The sequence below is a fragment of the Proteiniphilum sp. UBA5463 genome, from assembly GCF_002427225.1.
GTDB lineage: Bacteria > Bacteroidota > Bacteroidia > Bacteroidales > Dysgonomonadaceae > Proteiniphilum > Proteiniphilum propionicum.
The window spans coordinates 76,257-98,043 of sequence record NZ_DIQL01000056.1 but is presented as its reverse complement, the minus strand read 5'-3'; the positions used below and the strand labels follow the sequence as shown (position 1 = coordinate 98,043).

General features: G+C 43.4%; 17 protein-coding genes. 6 read left to right on the top strand and 11 right to left on the bottom strand.

The features are described 5' to 3' along the window. Window positions 1-64: 64 nt before the first annotated feature. The 8 genes from nfo to pstS all read right to left on the bottom strand — a co-directional run bounded on the left by nfo (window position 65) and on the right by pstS (window position 8,308). Window positions 65-928, bottom strand: a complete 864-nt coding sequence (gene nfo, locus B3B27_RS10085) for a deoxyribonuclease IV (RefSeq protein WP_238866937.1) — start codon at window positions 926-928, stop codon at window positions 65-67. A gap of 223 nt (window positions 929-1,151) precedes the next feature. After that, window positions 1,152-2,933 (bottom strand): sensor histidine kinase, encoded by a 1,782-nt coding sequence (locus B3B27_RS10080; protein WP_286832536.1) that lies wholly within the window; start codon window positions 2,931-2,933, stop codon window positions 1,152-1,154. Window positions 2,934-2,959: 26 nt separating this feature from the next. Then, entirely contained in the window at window positions 2,960-3,655 is a 696-nt protein-coding gene (locus B3B27_RS10075) for a response regulator transcription factor (protein ID WP_238869484.1), read from the bottom strand. 54 nt (window positions 3,656-3,709) lie between these two features. Beyond that, the gene (locus B3B27_RS10070; protein WP_238866941.1) at window positions 3,710-4,456 is read right to left on the bottom strand and encodes a phosphate signaling complex PhoU family protein; all 747 of its coding nucleotides are present in this window, start codon (window positions 4,454-4,456) and stop codon (window positions 3,710-3,712) included. Window positions 4,457-4,559: 103 nt separating this feature from the next. Further along, window positions 4,560-5,345: a phosphate ABC transporter ATP-binding protein PstB gene (gene pstB / locus B3B27_RS10065; protein ID WP_238866943.1), complete on the bottom strand. Its 786-nt coding sequence runs from the start codon at window positions 5,343-5,345 to the stop codon at window positions 4,560-4,562. Next, on the bottom strand, window positions 5,333-6,208 hold the full coding sequence (gene pstA, locus B3B27_RS10060; RefSeq protein WP_238866945.1) for a phosphate ABC transporter permease PstA: 876 nt from the start codon (window positions 6,206-6,208) through the stop codon (window positions 5,333-5,335). Before pstA ends, pstB begins: the two co-directional genes overlap by 13 nt. Further along, window positions 6,205-7,062, bottom strand: a complete 858-nt coding sequence (gene pstC / locus B3B27_RS10055) for a phosphate ABC transporter permease subunit PstC (protein ID WP_238866947.1) — start codon at window positions 7,060-7,062, stop codon at window positions 6,205-6,207. Before pstC ends, pstA begins: the two co-directional genes overlap by 4 nt. A 16-nt stretch (window positions 7,063-7,078) precedes the next feature. Beyond that, on the bottom strand, window positions 7,079-8,308 hold the full coding sequence (gene pstS, locus B3B27_RS10050; protein ID WP_238866950.1) for a phosphate ABC transporter substrate-binding protein PstS: 1,230 nt from the start codon (window positions 8,306-8,308) through the stop codon (window positions 7,079-7,081). 413 nt (window positions 8,309-8,721) lie between these two features. On the opposite strand from pstS, the gene queC reads away from it, so the two are divergent. Both queC and queF read left to right on the top strand, forming a co-directional pair. Next, on the top strand, window positions 8,722-9,390 hold the full coding sequence (gene queC, locus B3B27_RS10045; RefSeq protein WP_238866952.1) for a 7-cyano-7-deazaguanine synthase QueC: 669 nt from the start codon (window positions 8,722-8,724) through the stop codon (window positions 9,388-9,390). 140 nt (window positions 9,391-9,530) lie between these two features. Then, window positions 9,531-9,992, top strand: a complete 462-nt coding sequence (queF, locus tag B3B27_RS10040; protein WP_238866954.1) for a preQ(1) synthase — start codon at window positions 9,531-9,533, stop codon at window positions 9,990-9,992. A 71-nt stretch (window positions 9,993-10,063) separates the two neighbouring features. Here the strand turns inward: queF and B3B27_RS10035 are convergent, their stop codons facing one another. Both B3B27_RS10035 and B3B27_RS10030 read right to left on the bottom strand, forming a co-directional pair. Continuing rightward, window positions 10,064-10,864 carry a glycoside hydrolase family 16 protein gene (locus B3B27_RS10035; protein ID WP_238866956.1) on the bottom strand — a complete coding sequence of 267 codons (801 nt, stop codon included), beginning with the start codon at window positions 10,862-10,864 and terminating at the stop codon, window positions 10,064-10,066. A 328-nt stretch (window positions 10,865-11,192) separates the two neighbouring features. Next, window positions 11,193-11,939 (bottom strand): glycoside hydrolase family 16 protein, encoded by a 747-nt coding sequence (locus B3B27_RS10030; RefSeq protein WP_238869486.1) that lies wholly within the window; start codon window positions 11,937-11,939, stop codon window positions 11,193-11,195. Between the two features lie 232 nt (window positions 11,940-12,171). Between B3B27_RS10030 and B3B27_RS10025 the strand changes: the two genes are divergently transcribed. The 4 genes from B3B27_RS10025 (at window position 12,172) to B3B27_RS10010 (ending at window position 19,103) form a co-directional block, all read left to right on the top strand. Beyond that, a complete protein-coding gene (locus B3B27_RS10025) occupies window positions 12,172-13,368 on the top strand; it encodes a pyridoxal phosphate-dependent aminotransferase (RefSeq protein ID WP_238866958.1) in 1,197 nt (398 codons plus the stop codon). A 5-nt stretch (window positions 13,369-13,373) separates the two neighbouring features. Further along, on the top strand, window positions 13,374-14,621 hold the full coding sequence (locus B3B27_RS10020) for an ABC transporter permease (protein ID WP_238866960.1): 1,248 nt from the start codon (window positions 13,374-13,376) through the stop codon (window positions 14,619-14,621). 178 nt (window positions 14,622-14,799) lie between these two features. After that, window positions 14,800-16,023 carry a metallophosphoesterase family protein gene (locus B3B27_RS10015; protein WP_238866961.1) on the top strand — a complete coding sequence of 408 codons (1,224 nt, stop codon included), beginning with the start codon at window positions 14,800-14,802 and terminating at the stop codon, window positions 16,021-16,023. Then, window positions 16,020-19,103 carry an AAA family ATPase gene (locus B3B27_RS10010; protein ID WP_286847370.1) on the top strand — a complete coding sequence of 1,028 codons (3,084 nt, stop codon included), beginning with the start codon at window positions 16,020-16,022 and terminating at the stop codon, window positions 19,101-19,103. Before B3B27_RS10015 ends, B3B27_RS10010 begins: the two co-directional genes overlap by 4 nt. Here the strand turns inward: B3B27_RS10010 and B3B27_RS10005 are convergent. Next, the gene (locus tag B3B27_RS10005) at window positions 19,075-20,016 is read right to left on the bottom strand and encodes a helix-turn-helix transcriptional regulator (protein WP_286847369.1); all 942 of its coding nucleotides are present in this window, start codon (window positions 20,014-20,016) and stop codon (window positions 19,075-19,077) included. The two genes, B3B27_RS10010 and B3B27_RS10005, sit on opposite strands and share 29 nt — an antisense overlap. Window positions 20,017-21,787: the final 1,771 nt, after the last annotated feature.

Sequence of the window (21,787 nt, the reverse complement as noted above, 5' to 3'; positions counted from 1 at the left end):
ATCAATGTTCATCTTGTGAAATTTTCAAGAAAAAAGACTTATCGGACGAGACTCAAGGATTCTATTATTTTTGAGGGTCTTCCTGTTTTATCAAGCTATATAGCGTCTTAATCTCTTCCGCCCAAATGGTATCATCGGGAGTTTCAAGAATTAAAGGCATGTCGTCAAATCGCGGGTCATTTACAATAAATGAGAACAGATTCATGTTCATCACCCCCTTTCCGAGGCTGTCGTGACGATCAACCCTTGAAGCTAGCTCTTTCTTGGAATCGTTGATATGTAAGCCTTTTAAATAATTAAATCCGACAATTTCATCAAATTTTTTAAAAGTATCATCAAAACTCTCCTTGGTCCTTATTTCGTAGCCGGCAGCCAATGTGTGCGCCGTATCGAGGCAGACACCCACCCTGCTTTTATCTTCCACCCTGTCAATAATATGCGCAATCTGCTCAAAAGTGTGTCCCAGATTAGTCCCCTGACCAGCCGTATTTTCAATCACTGCGGTTACTCCATTGGTCTTCTCAAGTGAGATATTAATTGATTCGGCTATCCTGTTAAGACATTCATCAATAGGTATCTGATTCAGATGGCTCCCGGGATGGAAGTTGAACCGGTTCAATCCCAACTGTTCACAACGTTTCATCTCATCATTAAAAGCAGAGCGGGATTTTTTCACACCCTCCTCTTCGGGATGTCCCAAGTTAATAAGATAGCTGGCGTGCGGCAGAATATGATCAGGAGAGAATCCCAGTTCATAACAGCGCGATTTGAACAGTTCGATATTTTGCTCAGTGTACTCTGCCGCAAACCACTGGCGTTGATTTTTTGTAAAAAAAGCAAATGCTTTAGCTCCTATTGCCTGTGCGTTGAGTGGTGCATTTTCCACACCTCCAGAAGCACTAACATGGGCACCAATAAATTTTTTCATTCAATATTATTATATTAATAGTACGGTAAAAAAGTTTCTAGACACCTTTTAATGAATCAATTATCATTAAAATAGTTTTTTGCTGAAATTTAAAGGCCTTTCTTTAGGAATATCAGGTGTTTAAAAAAATATTTACCGAAGTGTTGTTATATTATTCTGATTCTTTTCCCTTTTTTATGAATCGGTTGTAAGGTAAAAGGTATGTTCCTCCTGCCCTTGAAAGTCATTTTCCACTTGCATCGGGAATGTTGTCCCTCTCCTGCTTAGGGAATGTTATAAGAAACATAAGCCCTCCTTCAGCCCTGTTTTTAGCCACTATACTCCCTTTATGAAATAGTACGGCATTCTTCACAATAGACAACCCCAATCCTGATCCTCCTGTTATACGTGTCCTTCCTTCATTCACACGATAAAACCGTTCAAAAATACGCACCAGATGCTTCTCTTCCACTCCGGTTCCGGTATCGTAAAATTCAAAATAATAAACATCGCTGCTTTCACTGTAACAGCTGATCACAATCTCAATATTTTCTCCGGCGTATGCGACAGAGTTCTCAGTCAGATTCCGGAAGATTGAGTACAAGAGAGTACGGTTTCCGTGAATTACCACATTATCCCCAACATCAACTATAAACCTGTCACTCTTTTCGCTCAGCTTATCAGCCATATCGGAGGCCAGCTCTTTCAACAAAAGGTTCATTTGAACCGGCTCCTGTTCAAAACATTCGGCAGCATCCTCTATTTTGGTCAGCATACTTATATCTCTCATCAGTTCTGAAAGACGGATAGTTTGTACATATGCCCTATCCAGGAAATTGAGAATCTTTTCGTCTTTCTCTCCCTCTTTTTCATAAAGGCTCAATATGGTTTCAAGATATCCCCGAATGCTTGTAACAGGGGTACGTAGCTCATGAGCAATATTGTTCGTCATCTCCTGCTTGAGCAGGCGGGTTTTTTCGGACTTGGTGATATCGCTGATATAAAGTTCAAAGCTGTTATCATCGAAGATAATTACCCGGGCATTAAACTGTTTGCCGCTTTTAAAAATCCGTATTGATAACACATTGCCATCTCTCGATCTATTATCGATGAAGGCCACAATATCTGTAAAATTGGGGTCTGAAAACAGCTGCTCTGTTTCCAGAGTTGGCTTATCAAGGATAAGGTTAAGAAATTGCAGGAAACGTGAGTTGGCATAGATTTTTCTTTTATCCTTCGAGAAAATTGCAATCCCCTCATCGGAATATTGAAAATGCTTCAACAGCTTTTCCCGTTCAGCCACAAGCTTGCGCTTATTCTGTTGCAGGAGGTTGTAACTCTCCACAATATCGGCGCTCAACTCCCCCACCTCGTCATCGGCAAACAATAAAGAGGATGGTATAGGCAGGCCTTTTTTTACTTTCAGCGAGAACTCTCTCAGTTCCTTTATAGATTTTGTAAATCGGCTCGTAAAATAGAGCATCATCAGCACGCAAACTATAAAAAACAGTAGTACAATAAATGTGAAAGAGTTGCCTGTATCTGTAAAAGTACTCATTTCAACATTATAGGGAAGGGCCATCCGTATAAAAAAGCCCTCATTGTATTTTTTTGAATAGTAGAGATATTTGATATTATTGCTGCCAGAGAGACGGATGTGCGTGCCTTCTCCAAATCCGAGGGATTTTTTTACTTCAGGCCTGTTCAGGTGATTCTCCATCAAGCTTGCGTCCATAAGGTTGTCATACATCACGTCACCCTGCCAGTCAATAATCGTGAACCGCAGACTGGTTGGCAAATACCTTATAAGTTCCTTCACCTTTCCGGCATCTGAAACAGTAATATTGTTTTCATTCATATATCTGTAAACAATATCAGCATTATTTTCGAGATTACGTTCCAGACATTTTGTACGTTCTTCTTTATACTGTTGTTGACCGAAAAAAATTATCCCCACAGTAAATACAGCGATAATAATTGAAAAGTAGAACAAGATCCTCTTTTTAAAAGATACTTTTCGCCTCATAAGATAAAAAATTATTATTCCACCTTTTAAACTTCGTTCTTAGTATCCGGATTGAGGCAGTAGCCGAATCCTGATCTGTTTACAATAATATTTCCGTATGTGCCCAGTTTTTTCCTCAATCGTGTAATATGTACATCTACAGTACGATCAAGTACAAATTCATTATCTCCCCAGACACTATCGAGAATTTCAGCACGCGTAAGTACATTGGGTAATGCCTGAGACATAAGCGAAAGTATCTCAAACTCTTTTTTGGTAAGCTGCACTTCATTATCATCAATTGTTACCCTGTTAGCCCGGATATCAATGGTGAGTCCACGGTATGTCCATTTGGCCACTGCGGGCATTTTGACAGGTGAAGTACGTTTGAGAAGAGCTTTTACACGGGCAAGTACCTCCTTTACCGAAAAAGGCTTTGCAATATAATCATCGCACCCCAGGGAGAAACCTGTAAGCATGTCATTTTCGGTATTTTTGGCTGTAAGGAATATAATAGGCACAAAATTTTCGGATTTCCTAAGCATATCTGCAATCTTAAATCCCGACACTCCTCCCATCATAACATCCAGGATAATAAGATTGTGAACATCGTTAATCTTATCCAGTGCCTCTTCGCCGGAATAAGCCACGTCCACCCTATATCCCTCATTCTCCAAATTAAATTTCAGAATATCGCAGATATCTTTTTCATCGTCGACTACAAGAATTCTCTCTTCCATAATCAATTAAAACAGCAGATCAGCTATAATTGTTTTCTTTTACCATTTATATATATACTACTTCACTTTCTCTCCCTCTTCAGCAGGTTTTTTGCTTACATTCACGTGGCGGATATCCCTTCCCTCTATGAGATATACTGCCGATTCGGCTATATCAACTGCTTTATCTCCAATTCTCTCCAGAAAATAGGAGATGCTGTTAAGGCTCATTATATTAACCAGCGACTGTGTACTATGCACTTCGTTGTGGAAGTCTTCCGCCAGCTTCCTGTCAATTTTACGTTCCATCCTGTCTACTTTGTCGTCCATCTGTATTGTATCGTAAGCCATCTCGTTGCTCACGCCTGAAAAGGCAAAGAGAGCACTTTTCAGCATCTTGTCTGTATGGAAAAACATCTTATAGATGGGTTTCTTGTATTTGTCGAAACCGGGAAGAGAGAAATCCATCTCTTGCAGAGAGTTGGTAATATTCTCTATGAGGTCGCCCACGCGCTCCATTGAGATTGTCATATCGTGATATGACATCAACCTTCGCAGATCGGATGCCCTGGGGGTAAAAAGCATGATAGCATTTATCACCTTCTCTTTAATGGTTACATCAAGCGAGTTGATTATCTTCTCATTTCGCTTCAACTCTATGAGGATCTCTTCGTTATATTTGTCGTTCACCAGATCTGAAGCTAATTTCAACTGTGTAAGTACAATTTCTGAGATCAACTGAAAATCGCTATGCAGTTGTTCAAGATAGCGATCTTTGATTCCCGTTACTTTTGAGTCATTGCTATTTTCGTTTCCGCTGTTCATAGTTTCTCAATATTAATTGGACCGCCAACGGGTGATGGACGGTAATCCGGTTTATGTTACGCAAAAATAATCATTTTTTCTTTCTGTATACCTATCATTTCCATTAACCAAAAACGCCTGTCAGATACTCTTCGGTGCGCCTATTTTTCGGCTTGGTAAACATCTGGGTGGTATTGCCATGTTCCACCATCTCACCAAGGTACATAAACATTGAGTTGTCTGAAATACGTGCAGCCTGCGACATATTGTGTGTAACAATGACAATGGTAAAATCATTTTTTAATTGCAACAACAGCTCCTCAATCCTGTTTGTCGAGATAGGATCGAGAGCCGATGTAGGCTCATCCATCAGCAACACCTCGGGGTTAAGAGCAAGCGTACGTGCAATACATAAGCGCTGCTGCTGCCCTCCCGAAAGGAACGACCCCCTCTTTGTCATTACATCTTTCACCTCGTTCCACAACCCCACGCTCATTAGGCTTTTTGCTACAATCTCATCTTTATCTCCCCGGTTTAAACGGATACCGTTTAGTCTGTATCCGGCAAGAACATTGTCATATATACTCATTGTGGGGAAAGGGTTGGGCTGCTGAAAAACCATTCCGGCCATACGGCGCACCTCCATAGGGTCTGTCTCAAGCACATTCTTTCCTTTAAGGATTATCTCTCCTGTGGTTTTGATATGTGCATAGAGGTCGTGCATCCGGTTAATGGCACGCAAGAGCGTACTTTTCCCACATCCCGAAGGTCCCATAATGGCAGTAATGGTATTGGGGTAAATATCGGTAGTAACCTTGTTCACAGCATACTTTCCCGGTGTGTAGGAGACCGATACCTCTTTCAATTGAAGGATCGGACCTTTTCCGTTCGTTATTTTTATACTTTCCATTTACTCGCTACAATTTTGGCTATCCAGTTTAACAGAAATATTACAATCAACAACAACAGCGATGTTGACCAGATGAGGCCGATAAGGTTCGGGTCGTTATAAAAATCCCATATCAGCAGCGGTATTGCACTGGTAGGTTCAAGCACATCCCAGTTAACCACGGAGGCACCCAGTGCCGTGAGCATAAGTGGCGCCGTTTCTCCCGTAACACGCGATATGGCGAGAAGTATTCCGGTGAAAATACCACCGAAGCCCGAGGGAAGCAATATCTTAAATACTACGTTCGTATATGATGATCCAAGGGCAAGCCCGGCTTCCTTATATGCCGCCGGAAGCATTTTTAGCGTCTCTTCGGTTGAACGGACTATCATTGGCAGCATCATGATTGTAAGGGCCACACTACCAGCCAGTGCAGAGTAGCTGCTCAGCGGTTTTACCACCCAAGAATATGCAATAATACCGATAACAATGGATGGCATGCCCTGCAACAGGTCAGTAAGATAGCTTATCACTTTAGCAAAATGCCTGTCACGATTATCAGCCAGATAAATACCAATAAACAACCCTATGGGAACAGAAATAAGAATGGCAAGTCCCACGATAAGCAACGTACCGGTTATACCATTCAATATACCACCCGGAATGGGATCATTATTCATTCTTGCCATAAGCGCGTCCATCGATGAAGGCGTTACCTCTGTAAAAAGACGCAGATTAAAATTTTCATATCCTTTTGAAACTACATCCCATATAATCAGGAAAAGCGGCACCATAGTGAGAAAAGCAAAGAAACAGACCATCCAAAAAACCAGTTTGTTTTTTCCTTTACGTGCCCGGGGCAACACTATCTGATTTTGATTCATAGTTGTGACAATTTTTTCATTACTATCTTGGCAATCAAATTAATGACTGCTGTAATGATAAACAATAACAGTCCGATGGCAATCAACGCACTTAATTTTAACCCATCGGCCTCTCCAAACTGATTGGCTATTACGCTGGCCATTGTATTGCCCGTATCACGCAAACCAAGCGGAATTCTGTTGGTGTTCCCTATAAGCATGGTAACAGCCATCGTTTCGCCTAGAGCCCGGCCCAGAGCAAGGATGTAGGCAGCTACAATGCCCGATGCAGCGGTTGGAAGGCTGATATGCCTTATCACTTCTATCTGTGTGGCACCCAGGCTATAAGCTCCCTCTTTAAGGTTGTCTGGCACCATCGATAAAAATTCGCTGCTCAATGATGACGCGTAGGGAATAATCATTATAGCCAGTACTATCGACGAGAGAAAAATACCAAATCCCTGCGCATTCACACCCATTTCAATAATTACCGGGCGTACGGTATAAAAGCCCCACAATCCGTAAAGGATGGAAGGAATACCCGCCAGCAGATCTACAATGGAACTAAGGGCAGAAGATATTTTCTTCCCTTTGAAATACTCCCCGTTGAATAATGCCACAGACAGTGAGAAAGGAATACAGATAAACAAGGCAAAAAACGCCGTATAAAGTGTGCCCATAATAAACGAAAGTGCTCCGTACTCTTCGGTGGCAGAACGGGGATCCCACTCACCATTGGCAATAAACCCCCATACGCCATACTCTCCGAATGCTTCCATTGATCTACCCACCAACGCATATATAATTCCTGCTGTAAGCAACAGGATAATCAATGATGCCAGGAAGAGAAAAAAACCGAATATTTTATCCTTCATAATGATGAATAGTGGTTTATTGTTCTGCAGGAATAATTTTTGAAGTCACGTTTAGCACGTTTTTGGAATTTTGTAAGCTTTGACCATTTTGTAAGTCTTTAACGCTTTGTGGGGCGCTTTGGGCGCTTTGACCGTTTTCTGGGCTTTGCGCAACACTATCAGACTTTGAATTTAATTGCTTGTAAGGCGAAATAATTTCACCCCCGTAATTTATCTCACCTATCAGCCTCCTTGTTTTCTCCACAGCCTGCTCAGGGAGCGGAGCATAATTGATCTGCGCGGCTACCTTCTGTCCTCCGGGGCTAATTATATAATTGAGTAGATCGACCAGCATCCGGGCTTCACTTTTTGTACGGTTATTATATTGCTGGTCCCTGAAGATAAGAATCCAAGTAAAAAGGCTGATAGGATATGCATTGGGATCGCCAGAATCGGTGACGGTGGCACGCATATCGACGGGAAGTTCCACATTGGCCGCAGCCGAGATGGTTTCGAGCGTTGCATCCACATAGTTTCCGGCTCTATTTTTCAGCTTGGCAACAGGCAACTCTAGCGTAAGAGCATATTCCGACCCTATATATCCAATTGCTCCTTCCGTTTTAAGAACAATACCGGCCACCCCGGGATTACCTTTGGCTGCGATACCTGCTTCCCATTTAAGCGCTTTCCCTTTTCCCATAACCGACTTCCATCCGGGACTCACAACCGACAAATATTCTGAGAAATTATAAGTTGTGCCACTGCCGTCAGACCGGTAAACAGGCGTAATATCCAAATCGGGCAACTGCACACCGGGATTTTCCCTCACCAGCTTTGGGTCGTTCCATTTTTTTATCTTTCCCATATAGATATCAGCAATAAGGGAACCTGTCAACCGGAGGCTGTCAATGCCTTTAAGCGTATATGCCATAACCACTCCCCCCATGCAGGTTGCCACGTGTATAACCTCACCATTCATAGAGGCTATCTCCTTGTTGTTAAGAAAGGCATCGCTCGCTCCAAAATCTACCGAACGGTCCCGCAGGCTGCGAATTCCTCCTCCGCTGCCTATTGCACCATAATTCACGGTTATTCCTTCGTGCAATCTCATATAGTCGCGAAAAACAATGTTATAGAAAGGATAGGGAAAGGTTGCTCCTGCACCCGAAATGGTACCACCGGAACTCGTCCCGCCAGAATTAGTGGAAGCGTTATTACATGAGAATAATAAAACGGACAGTGATAAAAACAGAAATAATCTTCGCATTTTATTGAACTGAGTTGTCCTGTTTATAAATTTCATTACAAAATTACAATATCATTGTTACAAAACAGTTACAAAAATGTTACAGATTTGTTAAGATTATAAAGGACGAGTCCACTTTAATAAGTCGTTTTGTTAAACAATGACATTTGATTCTTAAGTGATTACGATGATAAATCTTCTAATTTGAGACTTTTTCAAGCAGACTCAAGGACGGATTATCAAAGTTCGATAACAGGGTAAACAAATCTCATATGCCAAAAGCAGTGAGAGAGAGGTAAAAGATATACTTGCGCAACAGATTGGAAATAAAACCAATTAAACGGATTGAATCTCCTGGAAAATTCGTAATTTTGTAGGTGGAAAGCAACAGCTTTTCTGTGTAGCTTAGGGAACCACATAAAAAACAAAGAATAATGAAAGATTATAAAGATCAGGATGCGCTGGTACTTTTTTCTGGCGGTCAGGATTCCACCACCTGCCTCTATTGGGCAAAGCAGCATTTCAAAAATGTTTACACACTCTGCTTCAGCTACGGCCAGCGTCATTCGCGGGAAGTGGAGAACGCACGGCGCATTGCTGCCATGGCAAATACCCCTTTTCAGCTTCTGGATGCTTCGGTAATCTCATTTCTGGCACCTAACTCACTTACAGACCTCTCCATGCATATGGATGAGGAGAAACCTGCCGGATCATACCCCAACACCTTTGTACCCGGCAGGAACCTTCTTTTTCTCACCTTCGGGGCGACTATCGCCTATGCACACGGGATACGTCATCTTATAACCGGTGTGTCTGAAGCCGACTACAGCGGTTATCCGGACTGCAGAGATACGTTTATCCGCTCAGCAAACACCACTCTCAACCTGGCCATGGACAAGCAGTTCGTGGTTCATACTCCACTCATGTGGCGTAACAAAAAAGAGGTATGGCAGCTAGCCGATGAACTGGGGGTTTTCGATATAGTGAGGAATGAGACTCTTACCTGCTACAACGGCATTCTTGCCGAAGGGTGCGGACACTGCCCGGCTTGTCTGCTCCGCAACAAGGGGCTGGAGGAGTATCTGAAGGAAAAAGCTCTTTAACAATTAACTATTAACCGAACTTTCGCAAGTGTTATTATTACAGACATACCTTTAAGCTTAAGCTGGATGTTTGAATACTTTCACAATAGACAGACAGATGCGAAAGTTGAAAAATTAACAGCAAACAAACTTTTCAGAATATGCAAAACAAAGGACTCACCCACCTGGGCAGTAAAACAGAGTACAAACAGGATTATGCACCAAAGGTGCTGGAAGCATTCGAGAACAAACATCAGGGTAACGACTACTGGGTATCGTTCGACTGCCCTGAATTCACCAGCCTATGTCCCATAACGGGCCAGCCCGACTTTGCAACAATACGGATCGACTATATCCCCGGCGTGAAGATGGTAGAGAGCAAAAGTCTTAAACTCTATCTGTTTAGCTTCCGGAATCACGGCGCCTTCCATGAGGATTGTGTAAACATAATAATGAAAGATCTGATACAGCTTATGGATCCCAAATATATTGAGGTGACCGGTATCTTCACCCCACGCGGTGGTATCAGTATCTACCCCTACTCCAACTACGGACGGAAGGGGACCAAGTATGAGAAACTGGCCGAAGAGAGGCTTTTCAACCACTCATTCCCCATAAAATAAAAACGGGGACATCCTGCCGTTGGTAAAAACCGGTCTGTGGATGTCCCGTAATATACTTTTAATAGCTACTGCTATTTGGCGACAGCTGATTCTGGTTCGTAATAACGTACCCAGTCTATAAACATATCTGCGGGTAGGGCCGCGGGATCGGTCTCCTTGTTTAGCCTAATACCGATAAAGATATTAAACTCCATGTCATCAAACGGGAACTGCCCTGGAATATGGGTGAGGATACGAGGATACTTTTTTGTACGGATATTATCCACGAAAAAAACCAGGCTGTCGGGATATTTTTCCACTCCGTAAATATGATATTCATTGGGGTTTACACCTACCAATGCACTGGAGGGGGGATTATCAGGCATTCCTTCTGTGGTGGTGTATTCAGATGTTACCGACTGATAGACGAACTCATCAAGGCTATACCGCTCCATAACATCAATTGCAATATTCTTCGTTCCATCGGCAGGCAGTAAAGTGACAAAGGGTGTTGCTCCTTCAACGGGATTCATGCGGGCTTTTACCTCTATTCTGCTCACACTGCCCTTCTTAACACCTTCCCGGGTGATCCCCCCGGTGAGAAACGGAATTGCTTCTGTATCTGCGTTATTAGCCACTCCGCGCAGCACAAGGTTCCCTTCCTGCATGACATAGAGAGCATCGTTGCTACTCATATACAAGCTCATATGTGTCTTTCCCCTGGGCGATTTTGACCATTCGTCTTCATTCAGCTTACCGTTAAAATCATCTTCCCAGGCAAGTGCCCACCCCTTTCTGAACTTCTCATCTTCATTACCTTTCTGTTCAGAGCAGGATATCAGTCCCGTCACAAATACAAGAGCCGCTACCAGGATTGTGTTTGATTTGTTCATCTTTTTTCTTTTTTTTAATTATACTGCTTGCAATGCTTTTTAATTGTACAGCTTGTACTGTTTTAAAATGCAATGTTTTTTAATTTCACTGCAAAATTAGGTATAATCCTTATTTTACAATCCAACGCCTCCACAATAAGTGTTAATCATTCAAAAAGCCTGTAAATAGAAACTTTTACGTGCGTAATTTGCCCATAACGATATTTCTAGCTTACACCATTAATAAACATTCAGGCATTGCGAATGTTAGCACAATTATAACCCGTTATTACTCCTTCAACGTGTAGAACCTTGCCATTGCTATCTATTCTGCTTTTTCAACAACATATCATTCCTTTATCCCGTAGAACCGTACCCAGTCTATATACATCTCCACAGGCAAACCGTTGGGGTCAACCTCTCCTACCCAATTACCGCCAAGCTGCATATCCAGCAGCAGATAGAATTCCTGATCGTTGAACGGGAACTGCCCATCTTTATCGGTCTCGATACGTGGATATGAGAATGTGCGCCTGTCGTTCACGAAGAAGACAAGGCTGTCGGCATGTTTTTCAACGGCATATAAATTATACCCTTCTGGATCTATTGGTGCTGTACCGCTGTTAACGGGATCCTTAATCTTAAGGTTGAATGTATAATTTGTGTGAACTGTCTGATAAACAAAATCTTCGTGGCTCAGTCGTTCCATAATATCTATCTCACCGCCATTGGGCCATTTTGTATTTGCCGGCAGCATCCAGAATGCAGGCCATGCCCCTGTGGCACCATTAAGCCTGGCTTTTATCTCTAACCGTCCGGAGCCAAACGTTTTTTTGCCTTTCGTGAAAACGCCACCGGTTATAAAAGGGGCTGTATCGTTGGGAAGCACATTGTTAACTATACCTCTGAGAATAAGGTTGCCACCGGCCACACTATACAGGGAATCATAATCGCTCATATAGTTATTCCAGTCGCTTTTTCCACGGGGAATCTTGGACCATACTCCATAATCTATACTTTCACCGTCGAAATTTTCCTCCCATATAAGCTTCCATTCAGCTGCTTTATCCGAAGTCTGTTGTCCGGTACATGCCATTAATGCAAGACATGCGGCTGAGACCAAAAAAATAACAATAGTTCTGTTCATTTGCGTTTTATACTTGAAATTTAATACTTACTATTGAATTTAATTTTCTTTTCGATACTATTCATTCATAACGACATTCCACAAAGATATGTAAAAGCAGAAGAATAGTAAACTTTTTTATTACCTTTGCCTCCTACAATCAAAGAAAAAGATTTATAAGGTTTCAATCAACGCGATCGCTATGCCCGAGATTTCCCGGCGCGGCATTCAGATGCCCGCTTCACCCATACGCAAACTTGCTCCACTGTCAGATGCAGCTAAAGCCAGGGGAGTAAAAGTATATCACCTCAACATCGGCCAGCCCGATCTTCCCTCTCCCGTTTCGGCACTTGATGCAATCAGGGAGATAGATCGCACCACACTGGAATATAGTCCCAGCGACGGTTACAGGTTTTACAGAGAGAATCTGGTTACCTATTATAAAAAGTTCGATATCGATCTCTTGCCCGAAGAGATAATTGTCACGGCAGGAGGCTCTGAGGCGGTACTGTACGCATTTATGGCCTGTCTGAATCCTGGTGACGAGATCATCGTCCCCGAACCGGCCTATGCCAACTATATGGCTTTTGCCATCTCTGCCGGTGCAGTTATCCGCACAATTCCCTCTACTATGGAAACTGGGTTTGCCCTTCCTCCCATACCTGAGTTCGAGAAGCTGATAAACGAACGTACCAAGGGAATACTTATTTGCAATCCCAACAATCCAACCGGTTACGTATACACAACGCACGAGATGATGCAGATAAGGGACCTGGTGAAGAAATACAACCTCTATCTCTTTTCGGATGAGGTGTACAGGGAGTTCATATATAATGACACACCTTACATATCGGCATGCCATCTTGAGGGACTGGAAGAGAATGTGGTGCTGATAGATTCAGTATCGAAGAGATACAGCGAGTGTGGCATTCGTATAGGAGCACTTATAACAAAAAACCGCAAGGTGCACGACACCGTGATGAAGTTCTGCCAGGCACGGCTGAGCCCTCCGCTTATAGGGCAGATAGCAGCTAACGCGTCTCTCAAGGAGAATGGATTGTATATGCAAAAGAACTTCGATGAGTACAAGAGTCGCCGCGACTTCCTTATCGAACGGCTTAACAACATTCCCGGAGTCTACTCGCCCATGCCGCAGGGTGCTTTTTACACTTTGGCAAAGCTACCAATTGACGATGCCGACGCCTTCTGTGCATGGTGCCTGTCCGATTTCCAGTATGAAGGACAGACTGTATTCATGGCGCCCGCAACTGGATTTTATGTGACTCCCGGACTGGGTAAAAACGAAGTACGTATTGCCTATGTCCTGAACAAGGAATATTTAGAAAAAGCCCTTACTGTACTGGAAAAAGCACTGGAGGCATACCAAAATACCCGATAATATTTATGAATGCGGAGCTGTTCATAGCGAGACGGATATACAAAGGAGACAAGAAGAACGACAAGCGTGTCTCGTCACCTGCCATAAAGATAGCCATTGCGGGCATAGCGCTGGGACTGGCAGTGATGATTGTATCGGTCTGCATTATAGTAGGCTTCAAAAAAGAGGTTCGCGCCAAGGTGATAGGCTTCGGTTCTCACATTCAGATCACAGCTTTCGACAACAACTCCTCATATGAGCATGTGCCTATAGCTTTCTCCGATACGCTTGCGGCTACACTGGCTGCCAATCCCGATATCCGCCACATTCAAGAGTTTATCACCAAGCCGGCCATTATCAAAACCGATAAAGACTTCATGGGGGTGGTGCTGAAAGGGGTTTCCGAAAACTATGACTGGAGCTTTTTTCACAAAAACCTGCTGGAAGGCGACATCATTAATAAAAACGACACCGCCGCCGGCAACCAGGCTATCATATCAAAAGATATTGCAGACAAGCTGCAATTAAATATGGGGGACAACTTCACCTGTTATTTTGTCCAGGAACCTGTCCGGGCACGCAGGTTTAACATTATCGGCATCTATCAGACCAATTTCGAGGATTATGACAAGCTTTATGTCATCACAGAAAAGAATATACTCTCAACTATTAATGGATGGGACAATGATATGGTGAGCGGTATTGAACTGTTGGTGAAAGACTACAACAACCTGGACAAGACCTCCAGGGATCTTTTTTTCGACATGGCCTCATACAAAGACCGTCTAGGCAACAATCTCTACACACGATCAATTAAGGATATCAATCCCATGATTTTCAACTGGCTTAACCTACTGGATATGAATGTGTGGGTCATAGTAATACTCATGTTGGTGGTCTCCGGGTTTACAATGATCTCCGGCCTGCTTATTATCATTCTGGAACGGGCCAACATGATAGGCATGCTGAAATCGATGGGTGCAAGAGATTTCAGTATTCGCAAAGTATTTCTCTACCTCTCGGCCTTCTTGATAGGACAGGGCATGTTGTGGGGAAACCTGTTTGCTCTTCTCTTCTGCTTAGTTCAGGACCGGTTTCAGCTGCTGCGGCTCGACCCCTCTACCTACTATCTATCGGCGGTGCCGATAGATATAAACCCGTTATATATTATCCTTCTAAATATTGGTACCCTGATAGCTTCCCTGCTGATGATGACAGGCCCCTCCTATCTGGTGGCCAGGATTACTCCCGCAAAATCCATCCGGTTTGAGTAAATAAAATCTTTCCACCACGCGCGGATATCAGAGGGAAGAAGTAATCTGGCCGGATTTATCGGGGACGATTTAAATTTGTATCTTTACAACAATAAAAAATTACATATGCATGCGTTCTCTTATTTATATGAGACATAGGATGCATTATTAATCATGATGATAAAAATACAGATCAGGAATGAGAATACTTCATACATCGGACTGGCATCTGGGGAAGAGGCTTGAAGATTTTCCACGCCTCGAAGAGCAGCAGGCGGTGATGCATGAGATCTGCGAAATAGCGGAACGGGAAAAGGTTGATGTTGTGGTGGTGTCGGGCGACCTGTTCGACACCTTCAATCCTTCCACCGAGGCGATAGAGCTGTTCTACAAAACCCTGAAGCGGCTGACAGCAGGCGGGCACCGCCCAGTGATTGCCATCGCAGGTAACCACGACTCTCCCGACCGTATTGAAGCCCCCGACCCATTGGCCCGCGAGTGCGGCATTATCTTTGCTGGCTATCCCCATTCGGAGGCTACCCCGTTCGCACTCGACAGCGGCCTTACGTTGCTGCAAAGCGAGCAGGGTTTTCTAGAGTTGCAACTCCCCGAAACAAATATTCCCCTGAGAGTTTTGCATACCCCTTACGCTAACGAGTATAGGTTGAAAACCTTTCTCGGACACGAGGATAGCGACGAGGAGCTACGCACCCTCCTTCAGGAGAGATGGGAAAGCCTTGCCCAGCGCTACTGCGATACAAGAGGGGTAAACATACTTGTTTCGCATCTCTTTATGGTGAAGAGAGGCGATGAGCTGCCGGAAGAGCCGGAAGATGAAAAGCCAATACTGCATGTGGGTGGTGCCCAGGCAGTCTATACCGAAAATATTCCTCGGCAGATACAATACACAGCACTGGGGCACCTGCACCGCATGCATCAAGTGTCATCATCACCTTCGCCCGTATTTTACAGTGGTAGCCCCCTCTCCTACAGCTTTGCCGAGGCAAATCAAAAGAAATACGTACTACTGACCGATGTTATGCCGGGTAATCCCGCCGTCATCCGCGAGGTGGAGCTCACCCGCGTGAAACCATTGCTACGTAAACGAGCCATGGGAGTGGAGGCGGCACTACAGTGGCTGGCAGAGAATCCTAACGCACTAGTAGAGCTTACGCTGGCCACCGACACCTTTCTGACCGCTGTGGACAGAAAAAACCTGCATGCCGCTCATCCGGGTATCGTTGCTATTATCCCGGAGGTTGCAAACGCTGAAAACCTGTTCACCACCCATCATAAGCAGATCGACCTGAGCCGGAGTGTGGAAGCGCTGTTTCGCGACTACTTCTTCCATGAGAAAGGGCAGGAGCCCAATGAGGAGATCATGCAGTTATTCACCGAAATAATGGCAGAAGAAAAACAATGATACCCATACAACTAACCATAGAGGGCCTCTACTCCTACCGTGAGAAGCAGACCATCGATTTCGGAAAGCTGACTTCCTCGAGCCTTTTCGGCATCTTTGGGACAGTAGGTAGCGGCAAATCCTCCATCCTCGAAGCCATCACCTTTGCACTCTACGGACGTACCGACCGGCTCAACCTGTCGGGCGATAACCGCTACTACAACATGATGAACCTAAGGTCGGATACTCTGCTCATAGATTTCATTTTCGAGAACGGCAGCGATCAGTGCGCTTACCGGGCAACAGTTAGAAGCAAGCGCAACAGCAAGCGCTTCGAGGATGTGAAAACGCCCGAGCATACCGCCTATAAAAAGATCGGCGGCCGGTGGGTACCGATTGGAGTCAACACTCTCGAAGAGGTTATCGGGTTGAGTTACGATAACTTCAAGCGCACCATCATCATTCCGCAAGGACAGTTTCAAGAGTTCCTGCAACTGGGCAACAGAGACCGCACACAGATGATGAAAGAGCTTTTTAACCTTCATAAGTTCGAGTTCTACTACCAGGTAGTTTCATTAGAAAGTAAAAACAACGACAGGAAGAAGTATGTTGAAGGTCAGCTTCAGCAACTGGAGTATGCCTGTCCCGAACAAGCAGTTAGGTACGAGTCGGAATTAAACGACCTGTCGGAAGCGATAGAAGAGCTTGATCGTAAACTGGGCGAAAGCATAAAGAATGAAGAGTCACTCCGAAATTTGCAGGAGTTGACCCAGAAAAAGGGAGAAGCAGAGATGGAGCACAAGCGCCTGTCGGATCAGGAACCCCTGTTTGTGGAGCTCGAAAAAAGAATCAACAGTTATGAACAGTGTGTTATACAGTTCAAATATTTGCTAGATTCACTTCGTGATTACCGGAAGAAAAAAGAGGATAGGGAAAAACAGATTAATGCTGACACTCAAAAGTTTAACGGAATAACCTCCGGTATTGATCTGCTGGAAAAACAGATTGGAAAGCTCCAGCCTGCCTACGAAAAGAGGGAACAGCTGAAAAAAAAGACAGAAGATTTAGTGCGCCTTCTACAGATGAAAGAGCTTGAGAAGAGCGTTGCGAATGAGGAATCCCGTTTAGAAAAAGGAACAAATATATTCGATGAGACAACCCGTAATGTTGAAAATCTGAGAACAGCAAAACAGCAGTTGGAGGTGGTCATTAAGGAAGGGCGAAACGCCCTTCCCGACCTTGCCCTCCTATCGGAAATAAGAGCATGGTATAACGAAAGAAACAGCCTCGGCAAACAAATGTCCGTAATTGATAAAGAGATTGAAAAATACGAAGAACAGGAAAAAGAGATCCGGGAGTCCAGAGCAAAGCTGCTGGCAGACCCACTGTTTGAACTGCTCCCGTCTGATGCCGGTTATACCGAATGCAGCTACCACCTTAAGGAGGCGACAGAGAAAGTTAAAGGGAAGCAGTACCTCCTGGGAGAACAGGAATCACATCTGCGGGTAAAGGAGCAGCTGAAGAGTTATGCCGAAGCCCTGAAGGAGGGATCCCCCTGCCCTATTTGCGGATCGCTCCATCACCCCGGAAAGTACAAGAGCGGGGATATAGACGAACAGTTCAAACAGATCACGGTAGAAAAACAACTGCTGGAGCAACAACTCAACCGGATTGCCTCGTTTGGCAAGCAGTTTGATCTGCTGGAAAGCAGGTATAAGCAGTCCAAGAGAGATCAGGAGGAGTGGCAAGGTAAAAGAGAGATCCTGCAGCAAACCGTTACCAACCATAACAGGCAGTTTGTGTGGGAGAAATACAAAGAAGAAGAAACGCTGGATACCGCTTTCAAGCGGGCAAAGCAACTTCGGGAGGAGCTCTCAAAGCATGAAGCAGCTCTGGCAGAGAAGGCCGCACAACTGGAAAAAGAGGAGAGCAACAGGGATCGTTTCAGGGAAGAACTTGAAAAGATAAGAACCTCTCTCACCATTCACCGCACAGAGCTAACCACCATCGGGCAGCAGTTAACACAGATCCGCCCCGGCGATTGGCGTGAAAGCTCTTCGGGAAGCATAGAGCGGGAGAAAGATGAATTACTGAAGGAGTACGTTCGGATAGAAAAAGAGTACACCGAAAGTAGCCTCCTTCTACAGGAACAGAAGCAGCGGAAAGAGGCACTGAGAGGGAGTATGGAGATCAATCTCAAGGAGCTGGCACAGGAGCAGTCGGTACTCACCAAGCTGCAGCACCAGCTGGATGAACAGCTTGAAAAATCGACTTTCGGATCCCTCGATGAAGTAGTTCAGATTCTGTCGGAACAGATAGATACTGAAGCTGAGAAGTTAAGGCTCAGCAACTTCAAAGATCATCTCCTGCGAAGCAATTCAGCGTTAGTACAACTTTTGAAAGATATTGGCGACAGGGAGTATAATCCAGATAGCCACCAAGCCATTCTGGCAGAGATCGTTACTCAACGGGATCAGATCAGGGAAAAAACCCAACTGAAAGGAGAAACCGCCCAGCAGCTCAAAAAGCTTCTGCAAGATTTAGAAAGTCAGGTGTTGCTCCGTGAAGAGTTAAACAAGCTCGAAGCAAGGGCTGAGAACGTTAAAACCATGAAGTCGCTTTTCAAGGCAAGCGGATTTGTTAACTACATCTCGTCTGTCTATCTGCAGAATCTCTGTAACGCAGCCAACGACCGTTTCTTTCGGCTCACCCGCCAGAGGCTGAGTCTTGAGATCACCCCCGACAACAATTTCCAGGTGCGCGACTTCATGAACGGCGGTAAGGTAAGGAATGTAAAGACTCTTTCCGGCGGCCAAACATTCCAGGCCTCCTTGTCGCTTGCGCTGGCATTGGCCGACAATATCCAGGAGATTACCCGGTCAAGCCAGAATTTTTTCTTTTTGGATGAAGGCTTTGGCTCATTAGACAAAGAGTCACTCGACATTGTGTTCGACACACTTAAGTCGCTACGAAGTGAGAACCGCATCGTAGGTGTTATCTCACACGTGGAAGAGATGCAACAGGAGATAGATGTACACCTTTACATTGAGAATCACCCAGATAAGGGCAGCGTCATTCATTCCAGCTGGGATCATGCATAGACGTAATAGCAAGTTTTAGGTGACTCATTTTTTTTATTCGCGAGTCAATATATTTTTGAAATTCTGGTGAGTCCATGATCTCAATATCATCAATCAGTCCGATCACAAAACGTCCTACTCCTTCGAAGGAGCACACCTCCGTATCCAGCAGCCACTCATTGTCAGACACTTTTTGAAGCACTTTCGATGCAAGCGGAAACTCTTCCATGAGCAGGTTCGCCGACCGCAGTCCCAGTTTCAGTATCACCCGCATCTTTTCGCTGCTGTGCATCCTGAAAACGTCCATATAGCCGCTCTTATGCTGCAGCTCATGCCCCCACGGCTCTGGTGATATCTCAACGCTCCCTATCCTGGATAACCTGAACAGTTTGTTTTCATTGTCCTCCAGGCAGTAGCACCACACCTGCTCATAGTTGGTAGTAAACGAGAACGGTTCAACTACCCTGTCGCGAATATCACTCCCATGCGAAGAAGAGTATTTCTTCAGTACCACGCACTGATGGTTCTCTATAGCCTGTACCAATCGTTTTACATTGCGGCTGTTTTTACCATCCACAATGGTTTCTGCAAGGATCTTATAATCATACACGGTATAGAGTTTCTTCTTCAGGTTCTGCTTAAGCAGGTTATTATCATCGATGCTCTCGATGGCCGATTTCAGGATATAAGCCTCCTCTTCTGTGAAATGGATTAGTTCGCTGATATCCCTGAAGTATTGTGATGAGCTATCCAGTTTAATGTAGTTGTTCACTTTCTTCACTACAAATCCCGCCTGCCGGAATGTATCTATATAGCGATATACAGATCGAATAGAAACAGATAACCTATCGGCAATCTCTTCAACAGTTAATGAATTGTTGGCGGTAAGCATTTTCATCAGTCTTAGAATACGCTCGATTTTAGGCTGATCCATGGTTCAATTTTTTTAGGAAATTATTCAATATTATGTTTTCAAATTTCATGTGTTGTAATCAGAGCTGAATCTTTCGACATACGATGCTTTATTGTTTGTTATAATACACATCTATACCATTATGCCATGTGAAAGTTCATTATATTTATCATTGCTTTTGCAACTGGCCGGTTTTTGCAGTAAACAATTTAGTCTTCCCCCGAAACTCAGGATATCAAAAATGATTTTTTATAATATATTGAATATCAATATGTGTTTTAACTCAATATTAATTAGATAGACTTTCCATATAGGACTCTCAATTCCAAAGGTATAAAAAATACCTTACCAAAATAAAAATAAACGTACGAAATGATTTTATTTCAACGAGAGCCCTATCGTTTTCAGTAGTCTGATATCCTATTATGTAAGCCCATAAGGAAAATCAGTGGAGATCGAGAATGAATTCTATATATCTGAGATCTCTAACTACCCTGAAAAAGAGGCCACCTAATCTGGCTATACTTAGTTCTGCGGTAAAAAAAGCAAAGCAAAGTAAAAACAAAGCATTTCAATAATGCCTCACCTGACAAATTCTATATTTCATACGTTAAAGGAAACAATACAAGGAAACATTAACACATAAAATTATCTTCAAAGTCGGCCAAAATATATAAAATACTCCCTTTTGAGTATACTATTTACTTTTCCTGTCATGTAACTTCGCACTAGAAATGCCCTGAAAATATTGAGTTCACTATCGGCCTATCGATCATTAAAGAAAGGGATCTATAACTGACACAATTGCTTATAACAAAAATCGCCATGGAACAGGCGATTTGCAAAAGCTGTTCAAAACCTGTTGATAATGTATTCATAAGTTGTTTATAATAACAGCCTGAAATATTTGCTTTTTTCCTTGTAAGGTTATTATATTTGCAAACAGCGATAAAGTTTATCAGTACGATTATCGTACACAAGATACTAGGAGTTCATTGACATTTTGTACACAACCCGGAAGGATTTCATTCAAAAGAAGAACAGATTCGTTTGTAACTCTTGAAACTAAGGAAGACAATAGCTTAGCCGCTTTTATCAGAATCAGTTGAATGATTATCCTGTTGCACATTGAGATTTTGCAAAAGTTGTTGTTATCCATTTCGGTTGAATGGCACTCCTTAACCGGTTTGTTATCTCCGAAAGCCGATGCAATAATTTGCAACAATTGTAAGGATTTTCGGAATGCCGTAATTACCATATTAAAAGTATGGCAATATACTCCCCTTTCCGAATCTAATGGAAATTGCATTGAGAGAAAAAATTTCACGAGCCAACGCAAGAGAGAAGATTTCTTTTACAGTAATTATCCTGTTTCAGAAAAAGATTTTCTACTACATCGGTTTTCCGTTTGCGGAAACACACGGATGGTAAGAAATTCCGAGGTTGAATAAGTTACATAATCCTGCGTATTCCCGCAGCGACAGAAGCAGGTAAAGCTGCAATATGTCAATAACGGAATCGTTGAGGTTGTATATTCTGCTTCACAGTCCGGAAAAATTAGTATCAAACGATTTCCTGTTATCGAATAGGATGGTATATAAGACTTCTCATAATTGCTTAAACAGCTTCAAACACTGTATTGGAAATTATTTGAAGTATCCGTATTCTGAAGTACAAACCTGGCAAAGAAACAAAAAAGAACTTAATCGTTACTTTTCTGATTCTCACGTTTTTTTGAAATATTCCAAACAAAAATTGCATGCACTGTCAAAGTGGCACCGAGTGTGCAGAA

Excerpts from the sequence above, each read along its gene's own strand:
- B3B27_RS10025 (WP_238866958.1), top strand. The coding sequence starts at position 12,172 with ATGCCCGAGATTTCCCGGCGCGGCATTCAGATGCCCGCTTCACCCATA.
- pstC (WP_238866947.1), bottom strand. The coding sequence starts at position 7,062 with ATGAAGGATAAAATATTCGGTTTTTTTCTCTTCCTGGCATCATTGATT.
- B3B27_RS10015 (WP_238866961.1), top strand. The coding sequence starts at position 14,800 with ATGAGAATACTTCATACATCGGACTGGCATCTGGGGAAGAGGCTTGAA.
- nfo (WP_238866937.1), bottom strand. The coding sequence starts at position 928 with ATGAAAAAATTTATTGGTGCCCATGTTAGTGCTTCTGGAGGTGTGGAA.
- B3B27_RS10010 (WP_286847370.1), top strand. The coding sequence starts at position 16,020 with ATGATACCCATACAACTAACCATAGAGGGCCTCTACTCCTACCGTGAG.
- B3B27_RS10080 (WP_286832536.1), bottom strand. The coding sequence starts at position 2,933 with ATGAGGCGAAAAGTATCTTTTAAAAAGAGGATCTTGTTCTACTTTTCA.
- queC (WP_238866952.1), top strand. The coding sequence starts at position 8,722 with ATGAAAGATTATAAAGATCAGGATGCGCTGGTACTTTTTTCTGGCGGT.
- B3B27_RS10070 (WP_238866941.1), bottom strand. The coding sequence starts at position 4,456 with ATGAACAGCGGAAACGAAAATAGCAATGACTCAAAAGTAACGGGAATC.
- B3B27_RS10035 (WP_238866956.1), bottom strand. The coding sequence starts at position 10,864 with ATGAACAAATCAAACACAATCCTGGTAGCGGCTCTTGTATTTGTGACG.
- pstS (WP_238866950.1), bottom strand. The coding sequence starts at position 8,308 with ATGCGAAGATTATTTCTGTTTTTATCACTGTCCGTTTTATTATTCTCA.
- B3B27_RS10005 (WP_286847369.1), bottom strand. The coding sequence starts at position 20,016 with ATGGATCAGCCTAAAATCGAGCGTATTCTAAGACTGATGAAAATGCTT.
- B3B27_RS10020 (WP_238866960.1), top strand. The coding sequence starts at position 13,374 with ATGAATGCGGAGCTGTTCATAGCGAGACGGATATACAAAGGAGACAAG.
- pstB (WP_238866943.1), bottom strand. The coding sequence starts at position 5,345 with ATGGAAAGTATAAAAATAACGAACGGAAAAGGTCCGATCCTTCAATTG.
- pstA (WP_238866945.1), bottom strand. The coding sequence starts at position 6,208 with ATGAATCAAAATCAGATAGTGTTGCCCCGGGCACGTAAAGGAAAAAAC.
- queF (WP_238866954.1), top strand. The coding sequence starts at position 9,531 with ATGCAAAACAAAGGACTCACCCACCTGGGCAGTAAAACAGAGTACAAA.
- B3B27_RS10030 (WP_238869486.1), bottom strand. The coding sequence starts at position 11,939 with ATGGCATGTACCGGACAACAGACTTCGGATAAAGCAGCTGAATGGAAG.